This window comes from Legionella hackeliae (assembly GCF_000953655.1).
Lineage (GTDB): Bacteria > Pseudomonadota > Gammaproteobacteria > Legionellales > Legionellaceae > Tatlockia > Tatlockia hackeliae.
Window position 1 is genome coordinate 1,529,599 of sequence record NZ_LN681225.1, and the last position, 16,200, is coordinate 1,545,798.

Consider the following 16,200-nt stretch of genomic DNA (forward strand, 5'->3'; position numbering starts at 1 on the left):
GTGGTTCAATTTTGATAAATTTTAATAAAATCATTAAGCTCTCCTATTCTTTCCTTATTGTGTTTGGTGTAGCACTCAATAACAGACAGCGATTGAAGTGTTCCCCCCTCATTTTGCAGTCCTTCAAAATCACATTCTTTTTTCCGGTAATTTAGCCAGGCTTTCTGTGTATCAATCAAGAGGCCTTGGTTAGCTTGTGGCAACAGGTTGAGCAGTACGTTGTAGCGTTTATTCAGCAAATTATCATAAAGGGTATACTCATCATTGGCACAAGCTTTCATCGCAATTGTTGTTACAGCATTGTCATAACAAGTTTGAATTTTTTTTAACTCATCGGAAGAGGTGTCTAGACGCGCTGATGTTTCTGTTTTATTTTGAGGAATGTCACCCGGGAAAAATTCTTTATTGTCTGGATCGAGTGGAATATTTAAAGAAGTTAATTGTTCAGGAGTAATCTGAATAACGGGCTTCTCAATACAGGGGAAATAAGAAAGAAATTTTGAATTTTTTAGTAATATAAGGCCATTAACGTCCCATCCTTTACCAATCCCACTGTAGATAATGTAATCGAAGTTATTTTTACCGAAACGTAAATAGATACCGCCACCACCACTAAACATCTGCGAACGTCCCATAAATGCTTCGCTGGGTGGAATTTTTTTACTGGGGTAAAATAATTCGATATTATTTTTTTTCCCAAATCGATACTGAATAGTTCCAGTCGCTGCTGATAAATCTTCAGAGGCACAAAGAGAAATAGTTTTGCTGTTTTTTGTTGGGCAACTAAACACGACTTGTTCATTACTTTGACACAAAGAGGCGGTTTCCGCAAAAACAGGGGTCGAAAGTATAAAAACAAGCATTGAAAAAAATCCTATTTTTTTATTCATAGTACTTATTCCTTTAAGATCTTTATTTTCAATATAGGTATAGATTAAAAATGATGCAATCTAGCGTTAAGTTTGTTAATTCTGTCCTTTCCGAGATATATTGTCATTCCTTCGTCGTATCACTTGTTAAGATAAGCCCAGATTGACGAGTAACAAGAATAAAGTACAGTGCTGATAAAAGAGTAATACTATGTTTAATTTCAATAACTTAAGCGTTAACACTTTTCTCCAGGACTATTGGCAGAAAAAACCCCTGGTAATTCGTAAAGCATTACCTACCTTAGTAAATCCATTAAGTCCGGACGAGTTAGCGGGTTTAGCTTTGGAAGAAGAGGTTGAAAGCCGCATTGTGTTTGAGACCCCGGGAAAAGCGCCTTGTTGGCATCTAAAGCGCGGTCCCTTTTCTGCAAAAGATTTTAAAAAATTACCTGAAACGCATTGGACTCTACTTGTCCAAGCTGTCGATCGTTTTGTCCCTGAAGTCGCTTTAATGCTGAATTACTTTGATTTTATACCTCAGTGGCGTGTAGATGACATCATGATAAGTTATGCGGTTGAGCAAGGTAGTGTTGGGCCTCATTATGACAATTATGATGTCTTTTTATACCAGGCAATCGGAAGTCGAAAGTGGTCATTAACCACAAAAAATTGCCATAAAGAAAACCGCTTGCATGGAATTGAGTTACGAATCATGAATGATTTCCAGACGGAAGAAGAGTATATCCTGGAAGAAGGCGATATGCTGTACCTGCCTTCCCATGTAGGGCATTACGGAATAGCTGTATCAAAGGAGTGTATGACCTACTCATTTGGTTATCGGAGTTACCAGGCGCAAGAAATGTGGGATAGCTTTGGTGAACATCTTGCGGAACACAAACAGGCGGATTCTTTGTATAAAGACCCTGATTGGACCACGATTGATGCTACCTCTGAATTACCACCGAGGGCATGGAAAAATGCTAAAGAATTGATGGAACAACTATTGAAGGATGAATCTCAACTGAAATCATGGTTTGGATGTTTTGCTACTCAGTTGGATCAGCATGCCGAAGAGTTAATGCCAGAACCTCTCTCAGAGGAGGTAAGTCTCGACGATTTCATGAATGAACTTAATGAGGCTCAGGGGATAATGCGAAATCCCTTATGCAGATTTGCCTACCAAGACGAAGAGCCAGGCATACTGCACTTATTTATTAATGGGCATAAGTGGAATGTAGAGGGTATTTCAAACACTCTAATTAAACTCATAGCAAATTCACGTACTTTATCTACGGAAGAACTACAGTCATTTTTACGTAACAAGAATGATAACTATTTTCTGTTTGAATTATGGAAGTTGCAATGGCTCGAGATGATAGGTCCTTAATTTTAATAACTTTGGTATAAAGTTTGCAGATAAAATTACTAAAATTATCTGATGAGGGACTGTCAAATGTTTAAAAAACCTATGCTGTATTTAGCATTAGGATGTTTAATCGCGAACTTGGCATTTTCCCAGGAGCGTGAAATTGCCATTACTATTGATGACTTACCCTTTGTAGGATCCAGTAACAATAACCCCGCTAAATTACAGCGGGAAAAGGATCGCTTTTTAAAGATATTACAAACATTAATTGATAAAAATGTCCCTGCAACAGGCTTTGTTATTGCTGGTTCAATTGAAAAAGGGCAATGGGAGCTTTTAGAACAATTTCGTCAAGCTGGTTTTATTTTAGGAAACCATACTTATTCACACAAGAGTTTAAACAGTGTCACTGCTGAAAAGTATATTGATGATGTTGATAGGGCGGATAAAGTTTTGACGCCCCTATTTCCTGATCATAAATATTTTCGGTATCCCTATTTAGCGGAAAGCTCTGGTGAGAAAAAACAAGCGGTGTATGATTATTTGGCTGCGCATAATTACATCATTGCTCCCGTTACTGTAGATAGTAAGGACTTCGTATTTAATCAACAACTTTTTGCTATCGCTTATCGTGCACGAGAAAAGAATTTGCCTCAGCTTAAAAAGAGATATCTAGCGTTTATTTGGAATCAAACATTAAAAGCAGAAAATAAAGCAGCCAAGCTCTATCCCGGTAAACCTGTAAAACAAATATTGCTAATTCACGCTAATTTGATTAATAGCCATTTTTTAGGGGATATTATCGATCTCTACAGACAAAATGGTTATAAAATTATTAGTCTGGAGGAAGCTTTAGCTTCTCCTGCTGGCTCTATTACTATTCCTGCCGGGGAACAAGAGCGTTATGAAATGATTTTTAGTGATAGCGTCCTTAGATCTCTCTTTAATCAAAAAAGCTAAGGGGTGTGTAGTCCGTATAGATGCGAAGAATACGGACTACAGAGATTGTTACTCGTTAGGACTTTTTAGTTGTGCTGTCAGTCAGATTTAGAGTAGCAAATTCTTGCTTTAACCGTTCAACTGCATTTTGAGGCAATAAAAGCCAATAATGACCGCCATTTTTCATATGACCTGCAATATAGGTTGCTCTTTTGCCAGCTCCCCAAAATACATCACCACGCACTAAGCCACGAATGGCACCACCCGTATCTTGAGCAATCATTAGCCGCTGGAAGGGCTTTTGATCGTCACTGTGTTTATCAGGTCTTGTCGTGGTTAACCACAATGGTGTTCCCATTGGAATCCACTTTAGATCAATTGCTAAAGAATAGCCTGGTGTTAACGCGACACCTTGGGTGCCATAGGCTGCATTTCGTGAAAGAGGCTCAAAAAATACAAAGGATTTATTTTGATTGAGAACTTTGTTCATTTCTTTGGGATGGGCCATTAAATAGCGTTTAATAGCTTGCATTGACGCATTATGCTTGGTCATTACTCCTTTATCGATCAATATCTTGGCAATGGCGGTGTAAGGTGCGCCATTTTGGGCTGCATAACCAAGATATATCTGCTCCCCATCGGGAAGTTCCACAGTCCCCGAGCCCTGAATCTCTAAGAAGACACGATCAATTGGATTATCAATCCAAACTAATACTTTTGCTTTTTTCTTAATAAGGCCTTTATTAATCTCGGCACGTGTGTAATAGGGTACAATTTTATGTCCTGCAACACGTCCAACCAATTTTCGATGCTTAAGCATTGGATCGAATTGGCTAAGATCGATTGTGACTAAATCAGAAGGGACACCATAAATGGGTATATTGTATTTTTTGGTTTTAGTTTTGCTACCATGCAACGAGGGCATATAATACCCTGTGAACAACCCTTGGACAGATTGATTGTTATAAAATTCAACAGGACTAAACCAACGTTGAAAGAACTCTTTAGCGCTTTGATTAGTAATTGGTGTAATTGAAAGGGCTGCTCGACAAGCCGGTTGCCAATCTTTTGCCTTAAGGTCTAGATGATGGCTGCCAACAGATTTTTCAGGATCTTGCTTTAAAAATGCTTTACAAGAAGCCTGAAATGTCTGCAATGATTTCTTCAAATCAGCCTTGTGCCAACCTGGAAGTTGTTCAAAAGATCCTTGTCGTAATGCTAAAGGTAATGGCTTGGGCTGAGGCCAAAATCGCCACACAATGAAACTGGTTGCAAGGACAAAGAGCGCGAATATTAAATAAGGTAATTTTCTTTTCATTGGGCAAATTTTACACGAAAAGGACTTCAATGCAAACCCACCGAAAGACGCATTAGGCTCGCTCTGACCTTTTCTAAAAGTCTAATTTGCTAGAAAATTAATAATTTTTTAATGGTAAGGGGCAAAATAAAAAAAGGTATTCTGTACAAAATATTGACATGAAGGCGAGCGAAATAGTACTATTTAAGAACATTGTGTCACTATGTTTGGTAAATATTATCATGTCCTCGGGAATCATTATCAGTACCCAAAGTCCTCTACCAAATCCCCAAAGTTTTCCATGTACTGGAGGTACAGCGTACGCTTTAAATAAAGCTACCAATCTACCAATCTTTAAAATGCACCGAAATGCTCAGGTACATAATGAAATAGAGCGGGCGCAATTTGGGGCAATTGCCAATAATTCTATAATTTATATTACAGGACATGGTGATGAAACAGCTGATAGTCTTGGAGGACAATATTTAGCGGCCAATAGTATTCGTGCTCAACATATAAACTGGAAAATTGAGAGTTATGCAGACTTAATTTGCTCCAATGCCAACTTAAAAGAAGGGGATCACATAACTATCGTTCTCTGGGCATGTTTTGGTGGGGCTGGTTCGGAAGAAAGTACTGCTGCTCAACTGGGTAGACACTTGAAAGCAAGAAATATTAACTCAACAATTATTAGTTCAACAGCTCCTCTTGAACGTTTTGATGGGAAATACTCGCGAGTGGAAAAGGAAGGTGATTGTTTAAAGTTTAGAACACCTACAAGAGCAATACGGGTTTTTAAATTTTCAGAGAAACCAGGTTTTGAAGAATGGCATACCAACCAAGATATTTATTTTGACGAAAAAGGATGTACACTTTCTCTTCTGACAAAAGAAGACGCGGTCAAAGAAGCGCAAACATCGCGCGATCTATTGCATGACGTCGACAGAGCGCTTAAGAACTCTCCTTACTACAGAGATAGTTTTGGTAGGGATAAAACTCCTGAAGATTATTTAAGAGAGCATGGAGAAACGTTTCTTTTGCGAAAAAGTAACACACCCTATCCTGGTTATTTTACTTTTTCAGTTACCTACAAGGGTAGTGATAATAAATATTATAATACCAGGTATGTCATTGACGGGAAGGGAAATGTTTTTGGGGTGGATGCGAAGACACTAGAGTTAATACCTAAGTCAATTGAACAAGGTGAAAATTGGTTATCGTCAATAACAAAATATTATCAGAATATAACTCATAGCAAGGAAATACCGAGACAACCTCAGAGTCTAAAGAAGTAAATGGCAAAAATAAGAACAGCTCCGACAAATTTATAAGCAATGCAATACAACAATTTCGTAAATCTTCACTGTTTAGAGATGAATTCAACGGTTTATCGCCTGAGGAATATCTTGAAATGCGGGGTGGACGTTTTCTTTTTCGTTTCAGTTCTGTTTCAAAAGAAGGTTATTTTGTTTTCTGTGTGACCTATCGTGGAACAGATGGAGAAGTGGGTAGTGCAAGACATGCTATTGATAAACAAGGAAATCTTTATGCAGTAGATGTAGATACCTCTGCTGTAACTCCAATGCCAGTTAAAACTAATGAAAACTGGCTAACATCAATCACCAATTATTATCACAAGAATACTAAAGATTCTAACGACGTCCTGAAAGATGCATTAATCTCTAAAATTGATGATTATCTAAAGTGGCGAGAAAATAAAGATACACCTGAAGATCGAGGATATACTCTAGGTCTTTTCACCAGACTGCGTCATTTGAGTAACTTTGGTAAGAAACGTGCAGAATCTCTCAAAATGAGACTTCAGGGCGCTTCATCTGAGCAGGTAATAGGAATACTCAAAGAACACTTCGAGGAAAATTCACGCCTGAATAACCATTCACTGGATACCTATTTATTGGAAGCTATCCAGAAGCATAAGCATGTTTTGAACATAACAGAGAACTTTAATCTTGGTGATAAAAATGACCGAGCTGCACTTCGCGAGAAAATTGAAAAGTATGAAGAAAAATCTTCCGGCCCGTTCGCCAGTCTGTAATGGCTTTATTTAGATTGGATAATTCTATTAGCTATATTCATGCGCTAATGCAATCTGTAATCCAGCGGCTGTAAGAGATAAAAAATTATAACCTGGATCAGCCGTTGTCCGTTCCAGCCATTCATTAGCGATGCAGATATCAGTCAGGCGATGAACGTCTTCCATGGTAACGTTGCTGCCATATTTTTCTGCAAGAATGGCAACTGCCGAATTATCCATACTTAAGAATAGTTGGTCGCGGCTTTTCCCCTGATTTCTCATTGCATTGTAAAAGAGCATCAGAATATCCAATTCATTCATCATAATCCTTCTTAACCTTAGGAGACCTCGTTTAAAATATAGCTCAAGATGAGGTCAAATTTGCTTTAATTGATTTAACAATATAATAAATTGTTGGCAGAATAAAAAGAGTCAATAACGTACCTAAACTTAAACCGCCTAGAAGAACAAATCCAATCGCATGACGAGACTCAGCGCCAGCTGCATTAGTTAAAATTAATGGAAAAACACCAAAAAGCATGGCTCCAGTGGTCATTAAGATAGGGCGAAGACGTAAAACGGCTGCTTTTTGAATAGCCTCTAATAAAGGGAATCCCTTTTTGCATAACTGGTTAGCAAATTCAACAATCAAAATTCCATGTTTACTGATTAAACCTATCAAAGTGATTAATCCTACCTGAGTGTAGATATTAAATGATTGTTTAAATAGATAGGTAAACAATAACGCGCCGCAACTGGCCAGAGGTACCGTAAACATAATAATTAGAGGGTCAATAAAATTCTCAAATTGAATGGATAAAATAGCAAAAATAAAAAGTAGTGACAAAACAAACAAAATTAGCATTGTATTTGAGGATTGAGAATAGGCTTTAGCAGAGCCTTCCCAAGTTGTCTTATAATGTTTTGGAAGTTCGCTTTTTGCAAGCGCAATCAGTTTTTCCATACCTTTTTTAATAGAATCATTGGGCAACAAATTAACATGCAATGTGGTTGATCGCATTTGATTGTGATGATCAAGTGTAGGGGGCTGCGCTTTGGGCTTCATCGTTGTTAAAGCACCCAAGGAAACGTGTTGTCCTGATGGAGTTGTCAGATACAACTCATTTAAAGTCCATGGGGAGTTATTACCTTTAATGGTTAAATTGTAACTCACACCGTCTTTTTGAAAAGTAAGTGATTTATCACCGCTAAAAAAGACTTCTACTGTTTTGGCAACCTGTTTGGCGGAAAGACCCAGTTGAGAAAGCGCATTATTATCAATCTTAATGCTATAGCCCATTGAATCTAGCCGTAAATCATATCGGGCAGGCCCAAAATTTTTGCTTTGATCAATGGCTGCTTTGAATTGTTCAACCTCATTGAGTAGCTGACGAAAATTATCAGCTGTTGAAATTACAAGAGTTAACTCTGAACCACTTCCTGCATCATCAATTCCAGGTAAAGCAGTATCCCAACTCCACGCATAAGCATCCATGGAGGGAAAATTATTCAACTGAGGCTGTAAATTGTTGACTAATTCTGTTGCAGAGTGTTTTCTTTGGGTATGAGGTTTTAAGGGTAACACGACGCTAGCCCCCCAGTCACCAATGAATGTGAGTTGATTACTAATTTCTGAAATAGTTTTTACTGTATTTTCAATGGGTGAAATCTTTTTGTCCATCATTTGAACATTTTCGCCTGCTAATAAAGGCGTGTATACACCAATTAAACCTCTATCCTCCTTGGGAGCTGTTTCTCTGGGTAACAAACTGTAAAAGATGAGACTACAACCAAGAAAGCTAAGGACAGCAACAAAAATCAGTTTCTTTCGATTGATACTTCGGTTTAGGATTTGTGCATATTTGTGTTCTATTGTATGCAAAAAACGATCGAATGCGGGCCACAATTGCTTATTATTTCTATTTAAAAATTGGGCACACATTAAGGGGGAGAGTGTTAAAGAAACAATTCCGGAAATAACAACACTGCCGGCTAATGCTACTGCAAATTCAATAAATAGTTGTCCAAGCATGCCTGGAATAAAGGCAACAGGCGCATAGACACTTGCCAGAGTTAATGTCATGGCGACGATAGCAAAACCTATCTCTCTTGAGCCTTTCATTGCAGCATCAAAAGGGGATAAGCCATTTTCAATATGGCGCCAAATGTTTTCTAAAACAATAATCGCATCATCAACAACCAAACCGACCGCAAGAACCATTGCCAAAAGTGTCATAAGGTTGATTGAAAAACCGAATAATTTTAGAAAAATTAATGAACCTAACAGAGAAATAGGGATAGTAATAAGAGGGATAAATGTTGCTCGTGCGTTCCTTAAAAAAATAAAAACAATAATAAGTACCAAAAGGATTGCTTCAATGATTGATGATTGAATATTCTTCAATGAAGCATTAATGAAGTCGGATTGATCAATAATAATATTTATTTTTATATCATCAGGTAAATTCTGTTTTAATGAATTAAGTTCTTGGCGAACTAATTTAGATACCTCAAGTGGGTTTGCATCATCTGCTCGATTAATTGCCAATGCAAGTCCGCTATGCCCATTTACTCTGACTCGCATGCGATCTTTGTCTGTTGATAGTTTTATATCAGCAATTGATTTAAGAAAAATGGGATGATGATTATTGGCTTTTATGAGTAAATTCTCATAGTCTTTAACCGTTTTTAATTCAAAATTTAAAGTACTCGGAATTTTATTTTGAAAATTGCCTGCAGGCAGTGAAACACGACTTCTGGCAATTGCATCAAATACATCATCCACATTAATACCAAATGAAAATAGTTTTTTGGGATCAAGATTAATGGCATAAGTATAGGGTTGTCCCCACACGTCGACAGAGGATACCCCATTTAAACTACGAAACGTGTTTTTTAAATTGAGATTGGCAAAATGTGTTAACTCGCCGAAATCCAGAGAGGAGGATTCAAGAGAAAGTCCAATGAAAGGTAAACCACTCGATTTTTTTTGCCGCTCAATTGCAGGGGTTTTAACCTCCAAGGGTAGTAAGGGTTTTGCTAAAGCGACTGCATCTTGAGTGGCACTTAGTGCTCTGTCCATCGACGTTCCTGAGCGAAAGGATAAAGTGATATAGGATGAGCCTGAGCTGGATTGAGAGGTAATAGTCTCAAGCCCTTCAACACCTGCTAATCGCTCTTCTAAAATAGTTGTGACGTCCGATTCCACAAGCTCTGAGCTTGCATTTGGATAAGAGGTTGAAACTGTAATTGTGGGAAAACTAATATTTGGATACTCACGAATAGGCAGGGAATAGAGACACATCAAGCCTACCAAAATAAGCAGTGCATTAAGTACAATTGCTATAACAGGATGTTTAATAAAATAATTAGGCAATTTCATAATTAACTTGTAGCGACGGGGGTTGGTTTATAAATACCAACAGTCATTCCAGGGTATAAACGATCTTGTCCTTTGATGACGAGCATTTGTCCCGGTTTTAAACCCGAAGTGACTTCAATATTCGATTTATCCTGAAGCCCTGTATGTATAGGGAGTAATTCGATTTTATGATCCTTAACAATGTATACGAAACGTTTGCCATTTTTAAGGAAAATAGCTTGATAGGGAATAACCATCACATTCTTCTTTTCATGCATAACCAGTTCGATATTCACACTTGCACCGATGACACAATCTTTGCAGCTAATGTCCACATCGGCAGGGCACATATGGCTATCTTCATCAATCATTTTCTGGATATGGGTTAGTTTGTATTGTTTGTGAAAAACCCGCACTTCCTGGCCTTCCTGGATTGCTTTTATATTTGTACAAGGAATATCGAAATCCACGGCTAAAGTAGAGGGATCATACAGGGTTACAATGGGATCGCCTGCGTTCACCTGTGTACCTTCTCGCTTTTTATAAGCGCCTATAATGCCATCAAAAGGTGCATAAAAACGCATAGTATCAAGCTCAATTTTGGTATTGGAAAGATTTTTTGATGCTTCAATCCAGGCTTGTTTTTTCTCTTCGACTTCTTTTGTACTCACGTAACCTGTTTTAAGCAGTGTCGATAGGCGTTCATACTGTGTTTTAGCGATATTCTCGGCTGTTTCAGAAAGTTGATGATTTTTTTCAAGGTCGGGATTGTCAATTTTGGCAATTAACATTCCTTTTTTAACGGGCTGGCCGGTGGCCACTAATGAATCGAGCATACCATTGGCTTTGGCAATCAAAACTGTCGCGTGTTTGGGATGTATAGTTCCTATTAATTCTGTAGTTTGTTGAATATTTTTGAGGGCTATTTCTTCTACTTCGACAATTTTGGGCGGTTCATTATTGATTTGACTCTTGGAACCCCAAAAAAATTTGTAAGCAAAAAGAAGAAGAGTACATGCAAAAATGAATATAAATAGTTTAATAAACACAGATTTTCGTACAATCACACGAAAAATTGACTCGAAGTTCACGAGACCCTCTCTTTAGGATTCTAATAGATTAAACAAATAATCTTAATTTCAGCATGAAACTTTATCATATGGATGAAAAAAAACTAGTCAATTATTGAGTGGCAGTCATTAACTCCGTTTATGCGACTTGGAGGTTGTTCTATTAACATAAGCTTTAGTGAATTCTGCACCTAAAAATAGTATTTGAGCCGAATAATATACCCAAATAAGTATGATAATTAATGAAGCAGAGGCACCAAATCCGTTCTCAACATCAATACTACCAAGATAAAAGCCTAGCAAAAATTTGCCAATAGTAAATAACAACGTAGTAATAAATGCGCCTAACCAAACATCGCGCCAGCGCAAAACAATATTAGGCAAAATTTTAAAAATCATCGCAAAAAGAAGAGTGATTCCTCCAAGAGAAATAACAAAGTTTAGAATTAGTCCTATTACTGAACCACCAGGCAATAGTTGGCTCAAAAAATTACTTATCGTTGTTAATAATACGGTTAACGTGAGGGAAACTAATAACAAAAAACCAATTACAAGTACCATTGTGAATGACCAAAATCTATTTTTTATCATTCCAATCCAGCCTTCAGTAGCTTGAGCTTCAACATTCCAAATCTTGTTTAAACCGGCTTGTAATTCACTAAAAACTGCTATTGCCCCAAATAGTAAGAGGACTATACCTACTATTTGTGCAAATAGACTAGTGGCAGGGTGAGAGGCGCTAAGAAGCATAGTTTTAATCTGTTCGGCGCTACCACTGCCAAACATTTCACTAATCTGCTGCAAAATTTGGGTTTGTACTGCTTCTTTACCAAAAATCATTCCTGCGATGGCTATAGAAATAATAAGTACAGGACCCATTGAAAAAATTGTATAATAAGCTAGCGCTGCTGCTAAAGTAGAGATTTTGTCCTCACTCCAACCGGCAATAGTCTGTTTAAATAATCCAGTTATCTCTTTGAACATCTCTATCCCTGTATGATTATGCTAATCCACTATAATAGGTCGTATTGATTTTTAAAAGTCACAGAATAGATTATTTAATGAGTGCTACTAGGGTATCCAGGCTATCTGCTTCGTTGGCAGGTTTGTCCCAGCGAATACGGTGAATTCGTGGGAAGCGTAGTGCCACACCTGATTTATGACGGGAAGAAAAATTTACAGCATCAAACGCAACCTCAAAAACTAACGTTTTTTCAACTTCTCGAACAGGTCCAAAGCGATGTTGCGTATGATAGCGAATCCATTTATCTAACTGGTACAACTCTTCATCGGTAAATCCAAAGTAGGCTTTGCCAACTGGTAGTAATTTATCATTTTGCCATAGACCAAAGGTATAATCTGAATAGAAGGAAGAACGTTTTCCATGTCCTCTTTGTGCATACATTAAAACTGCATCGATTAAGTGAGGGTCGCGTTTCCATTTGTACCAATGACCAACAGGTCTGCCTGCGATATAAGGACTATCTTTTCGTTTAAGCATTAATCCTTCTACCGCGACATGTTGCTTGGCAAGAACGGTTTCCTTAAGTTCTAAAAGACCGTTTAAGTTAGAAAAGGATAATAATTCAGACAACCACATATTTTTAGGACGATGACGTGCATACCATGCTTCAAGTAACTGACGCCTCTCGTATAAAGGTAGAGTGCGCAAATCATCCGTTTCCATCTTCAGAATATCGTATAAGATAATAGCTGCAGGTTGTTCTTTTAAAATTTTATCACTGAGTTTTTTACGATTTAATCGCTGTTGTAAGTCGTTAAAACTTCCAATGTTTGTTTGATTCAGGACGACTAACTCGCCATCCAGTACTACAGGAGTATTTATTTCACTTACTACATCCGGGAAAGAAACACTTATATTATCACCGGTACGTGAATAAAGGGCCTTCTCTTGGGTACTACTTACAAATTGTACGCGGATGCCATCGTATTTATGTTCAGCAAAAAAAGTGTCCTCTGTAATGAGCGGTAAATCTTTCTCTTTTAATGGATGAGATAGCATTACTGGATGAAAAAAAACAGCATTAGAAATCTCTGGTGCCGCTTGTTTCCCCTCAAGCCAGGCAAATAATTCCACATAAGGTGGCTCCAAAGCATGCCAAACATGTTCAATATCTTTAATATCAACATTTCCATACTTCGCTAATGCATGTTTAACAAAACGTGCTGAAACCCCAACTCTTAAACTTCCAGTACCGAGTTTTAGTAATGCCCAGCGTTCAATGGCATTGGAATTATCTAACAGCTCAGCTAAACTAGCTGCCATTTGGTTGGGAGGGGTTTTCTTTAACTGATGAATAACTTTCGTAAGACTTGGTAAGCTGGATTGCATCGTTGTAGAACTTGGCCATGCTAGAGCCAAAGTTTCTGAAACATCACCGACGTAATCATTGGATAAGGCGAATAAGTAGGGATCGATCCGTTTCTCAATTAATCCTCTTATCAATGCACGTTTGAATGTGGGAAATTCCAAGGTATCAGCAAGAATAGCAATAGCATATCCGCGCTCTGGATCCTGGGTGGTTGCAAAAAAATCCTGAAGTAGGCGTAATTTGGCATGATGGCTATATGAAAAATAAAGGTTATTTAATAATTGAGAGAATGTTTTCATCTCAATTCCCATCCTCTTCATAGCCCATCAAATGGAGTGCTTGTGCCTGGTATCCATTTTTTGTTGCATAATAAACTAAGGCCTCTTCTTGACCATGAGTGACCCAAATTTCATAAGGGTTCACCTCAGTCATCGTCTGGACTAATTCAGGCCAATCAGCATGATCAGAAATAATTAGAGGTAGATCGATTGCTTTTTGTTTGGCGCGTGCACGAATTTGCATCCACCCTGAGGCTTGAGCTTTAATGCTTTCGCCAAAACGTCTTGTCCATCTATCATTTAGAGAACTCGGAGGACATAATACAATTTTACCAGCAGCACTTTTCGTATCCAGGGTATTCGCTAGTCTCAATTCCCCAAGTTTCACTCCAAATGTCTCATAGAGTTGGCATAATTTGATTAAAGCGCCGTGCAAATAGATAGGTTCCTGATAATTTATTATTCGTAAGGACTTAATTAATCGCTGGCATTTACCAAGAGGATAAACCCCCACTAAATGGCATGTTGAAAAAGTCTCTAATGAGTGCAGTAACTTGTTAAGCTCATGTTCAATAGGGGGGTGTTTAAAAACAGGTAAGCCAAATGTTGCTTCAGTGATAAAAGTATCGCAGTTAAGTGCTTCAAACGGCATACAGGTCGGATCGAAACGGCGCTTATAATCACCCGAAATGATCACACGGTTATGGTCATACTCCAAGACAATTTGCGCACTCCCTAATACATGACCCGCTGGTAAAAATAATACCTTCACTTGATTAATAAGCAAAGATTGAAAATAGCTTAAGCTTTGCCAGTGTGTTGTAGAGTCTATCCCATAGCGTAATTGCATAATTGCCACCGTTTCAGGGGTAGCTAAAATTTTATGATGACCAGCCAGGGCATGATCGCTATGCCCATGAGTAATAATGGCTGAGGAGACTAATGAAGTAGGATCAATATAAAATTGACCAGGGATGCAATAAAGCCCCTGAGGGGTCAAAGTGAGCCATTTTGTAGTCGTGACCATGTGATTTAAGTGCCTTCCTAATGGATTTACTCTTTATAAAGTATGGCATATCACTTATAAATGCTTCTTTGTCGTACTATTTGCAGTCAAATTTAAACCCATCGTTTTGAGGTAAGCTTTTTGAAAAAGAATGTAATTTTTGCTGAAGCTCGGGAACATATTTTAAATCTGTAGCATAAAAATAAACGACTTTATTAGCGACAGATACACGGGGACCTGTGAAATATAAACAACCTAACTGTATCCAGTTCTTAGGGACAGAGTAAAACCAACTCCTGTATAGCATAACTAATTTTACCTGGGATTCCTTGACAGCTTTATCCATCCATAAAGGATTAGTGGCATGGCATCTACTTGAATAAATACTGTAATTTCCCAACCCCCAAAGATCTAAAACATAGTTTGAATTATCATAAGAGACCCAACCAATGTCATTGACGGCAATGGGGGATTTTAGCCAATCAATGGCAAATCGTCGCATCTGAAATTGTTGCTGATAAACATTGTTAGTTGCCTTGGGTAAGCTGGCCAATACTGTGAAATAAGGATAACTACAAAAAATGAGGCCGAGTACAAAAAATACATACCACACCGTTGGATTTTTAAAGGTATGATAATGCTTAAAATACAAGTAAAAAATCAGTAGTAAAGCAACTGCATAAAGATAAACTTCATAGCGATGGAACCAATTAAATTTACCCAAAAGTAAATGCAAGAGTAGTCCTGCTGCAACGACCGCAAATAATTGTCGGGTGACAACAGGTAATTTGGAAAAGATTGCAATAATTGAAAAAGAAAAAATTAAAATAAGAAAAATAAGCGATTGGCGTTGGGTTAAATTGATTCTAAGTTGTCCTAATATCGCCTCAGCCCAAGTAGCATATTGTCCATGGTCCATTTTAAGAAGTACGGAGGCTGCTAAAGGCGGCTGGCCAATATGAAGTAAAAATAATGAAAATAAACCTAACATAACCAGCATAATCAAAGTCGTGTAGAGAACCTTTTGTTGATGACCTCGAATAAATAAAAAAAATAACGCAGGTACGGAGATTGCTAAAGTTTCATAACGTATCAATGGGCCAATTATGATAACCAGAGCTAACCATAAAGGAAAACGATGATCGTTGGTTTCCTGAATTAACCCGGCCATGATTAAAACACTAAGAAGCATCTGTAGAGCATGCTCCATTCCTGAAAAGATAAGACCAATTAAATTTAATGCGGGGATAAGCAAACAAAATAGGACGACATTTTCCCAATATACTTTGGTTTTTTCAGTGTCTACAAACAAGCAAACAGTAATAAAAACTAACAAAATCAGCAAAGCAATCAAACTATTAATAATGAGAGGAACAAATTCAAATAACGGGAAATAGGAGAATGGCGCTAATAAAAAAGGCCATAGTATACTCGAGGATGGACTGGAAAATTCCCCATTATTAAAGCCGTATTGACCTATACCGATGTGTTTTGCTAATGACAAATGAATGTAAGGATCATCAAGCGAATAACTAAAATGAGAATGATTGATTGAAAGAATGAGCAACCATTCGATAATAATGGCGAAAATAAGTACTAGGGATGGGATTAAATAATAAATACGTTTAGGAGTGGACGTCATTTTG

At 37.7% G+C, this 16,200-nt stretch carries 13 protein-coding genes; 4 read left to right on the top strand and 9 right to left on the bottom strand.

What is annotated here, in order from left to right; genetic code table 11:
- Positions 1–5: 5 nt before the first annotated feature.
- Positions 6–890 carry a lysozyme inhibitor LprI family protein gene (locus tag LHA_RS16015; protein WP_052673627.1) on the bottom strand — a complete coding sequence of 295 codons (885 nt, stop codon included), beginning with the start codon at positions 888–890 and terminating at the stop codon, positions 6–8.
- A 190-nt stretch (positions 891–1,080) separates the two neighbouring features.
- On the opposite strand from LHA_RS16015, the gene LHA_RS06875 reads away from it, so the two are divergent.
- Positions 1,081–2,256 (top strand): JmjC domain-containing protein, encoded by a 1,176-nt coding sequence (locus tag LHA_RS06875; protein ID WP_045105884.1) that lies wholly within the window; start codon positions 1,081–1,083, stop codon positions 2,254–2,256.
- A 66-nt stretch (positions 2,257–2,322) separates the two neighbouring features.
- Positions 2,323–3,195, top strand: coding sequence for a polysaccharide deacetylase family protein (locus tag LHA_RS06880; protein ID WP_045105885.1), 873 nt, complete (start codon positions 2,323–2,325; stop codon positions 3,193–3,195).
- A gap of 55 nt (positions 3,196–3,250) precedes the next feature.
- Here LHA_RS06880 and mltA read toward each other — a convergent pair whose 3' ends face one another.
- The gene (mltA, locus tag LHA_RS06885) at positions 3,251–4,492 is read right to left on the bottom strand and encodes a murein transglycosylase A (protein ID WP_045105886.1); all 1,242 of its coding nucleotides are present in this window, start codon (positions 4,490–4,492) and stop codon (positions 3,251–3,253) included.
- A 338-nt stretch (positions 4,493–4,830) separates the two neighbouring features.
- Between mltA and LHA_RS16020 the strand changes: the two genes are divergently transcribed.
- Entirely contained in the window at positions 4,831–5,766 is a 936-nt protein-coding gene (locus LHA_RS16020; protein ID WP_231861991.1) for a hypothetical protein, read from the top strand.
- Positions 5,767–5,882: 116 nt separating this feature from the next.
- On the top strand, positions 5,883–6,527 hold the full coding sequence (locus LHA_RS06895) for a hypothetical protein (RefSeq protein WP_045105887.1): 645 nt from the start codon (positions 5,883–5,885) through the stop codon (positions 6,525–6,527).
- Positions 6,528–6,554: 27 nt separating this feature from the next.
- Here LHA_RS06895 and LHA_RS06900 read toward each other — a convergent pair whose 3' ends face one another.
- The 7 genes from LHA_RS06900 to LHA_RS06930 all read right to left on the bottom strand — a co-directional run bounded on the left by LHA_RS06900 (position 6,555) and on the right by LHA_RS06930 (position 16,196).
- On the bottom strand, positions 6,555–6,827 hold the full coding sequence (locus tag LHA_RS06900; RefSeq protein WP_045105888.1) for a hypothetical protein: 273 nt from the start codon (positions 6,825–6,827) through the stop codon (positions 6,555–6,557).
- 43 nt (positions 6,828–6,870) lie between these two features.
- Positions 6,871–9,888 carry an efflux RND transporter permease subunit gene (locus LHA_RS06905; RefSeq protein WP_045105889.1) on the bottom strand — a complete coding sequence of 1,006 codons (3,018 nt, stop codon included), beginning with the start codon at positions 9,886–9,888 and terminating at the stop codon, positions 6,871–6,873.
- A 2-nt stretch (positions 9,889–9,890) separates the two neighbouring features.
- Positions 9,891–10,958 (bottom strand): efflux RND transporter periplasmic adaptor subunit, encoded by a 1,068-nt coding sequence (locus LHA_RS06910; protein ID WP_052673629.1) that lies wholly within the window; start codon positions 10,956–10,958, stop codon positions 9,891–9,893.
- Between the two features lie 108 nt (positions 10,959–11,066).
- The gene (locus LHA_RS06915) at positions 11,067–11,921 is read right to left on the bottom strand and encodes a YihY/virulence factor BrkB family protein (RefSeq protein ID WP_045105890.1); all 855 of its coding nucleotides are present in this window, start codon (positions 11,919–11,921) and stop codon (positions 11,067–11,069) included.
- A 70-nt stretch (positions 11,922–11,991) separates the two neighbouring features.
- Positions 11,992–13,569 (bottom strand): cisplatin damage response ATP-dependent DNA ligase, encoded by a 1,578-nt coding sequence (locus LHA_RS06920; RefSeq protein WP_045105891.1) that lies wholly within the window; start codon positions 13,567–13,569, stop codon positions 11,992–11,994.
- 1 nt (position 13,570) lies between these two features.
- Entirely contained in the window at positions 13,571–14,575 is a 1,005-nt protein-coding gene (locus LHA_RS06925; protein ID WP_045105892.1) for a ligase-associated DNA damage response exonuclease, read from the bottom strand.
- 76 nt (positions 14,576–14,651) lie between these two features.
- Positions 14,652–16,196, bottom strand: a complete 1,545-nt coding sequence (locus tag LHA_RS06930; protein WP_045105893.1) for a hypothetical protein — start codon at positions 16,194–16,196, stop codon at positions 14,652–14,654.
- Between the last annotated feature and the right edge of the window lie 4 nt (positions 16,197–16,200).

Bases quoted from the DNA above. Each gene is read 5' to 3' on its own strand.
- LHA_RS16015 (WP_052673627.1), bottom strand. From the start codon at position 890: ATGAATAAAAAAATAGGATTTTTTTCAATGCTTGTTTTTATACTTTCG.
- LHA_RS06875 (WP_045105884.1), top strand. From the start codon at position 1,081: ATGTTTAATTTCAATAACTTAAGCGTTAACACTTTTCTCCAGGACTAT.
- LHA_RS06880 (WP_045105885.1), top strand. From the start codon at position 2,323: ATGTTTAAAAAACCTATGCTGTATTTAGCATTAGGATGTTTAATCGCG.
- mltA (WP_045105886.1), bottom strand. From the start codon at position 4,492: ATGAAAAGAAAATTACCTTATTTAATATTCGCGCTCTTTGTCCTTGCA.
- LHA_RS16020 (WP_231861991.1), top strand. From the start codon at position 4,831: ATGCACCGAAATGCTCAGGTACATAATGAAATAGAGCGGGCGCAATTT.
- LHA_RS06895 (WP_045105887.1), top strand. From the start codon at position 5,883: ATGCGGGGTGGACGTTTTCTTTTTCGTTTCAGTTCTGTTTCAAAAGAA.
- LHA_RS06900 (WP_045105888.1), bottom strand. From the start codon at position 6,827: ATGAATGAATTGGATATTCTGATGCTCTTTTACAATGCAATGAGAAAT.
- LHA_RS06905 (WP_045105889.1), bottom strand. From the start codon at position 9,888: ATGAAATTGCCTAATTATTTTATTAAACATCCTGTTATAGCAATTGTA.
- LHA_RS06915 (WP_045105890.1), bottom strand. From the start codon at position 11,921: ATGTTCAAAGAGATAACTGGATTATTTAAACAGACTATTGCCGGTTGG.
- LHA_RS06920 (WP_045105891.1), bottom strand. From the start codon at position 13,569: ATGAAAACATTCTCTCAATTATTAAATAACCTTTATTTTTCATATAGC.
- LHA_RS06925 (WP_045105892.1), bottom strand. From the start codon at position 14,575: ATGGTCACGACTACAAAATGGCTCACTTTGACCCCTCAGGGGCTTTAT.
- LHA_RS06930 (WP_045105893.1), bottom strand. From the start codon at position 16,196: ATGACGTCCACTCCTAAACGTATTTATTATTTAATCCCATCCCTAGTA.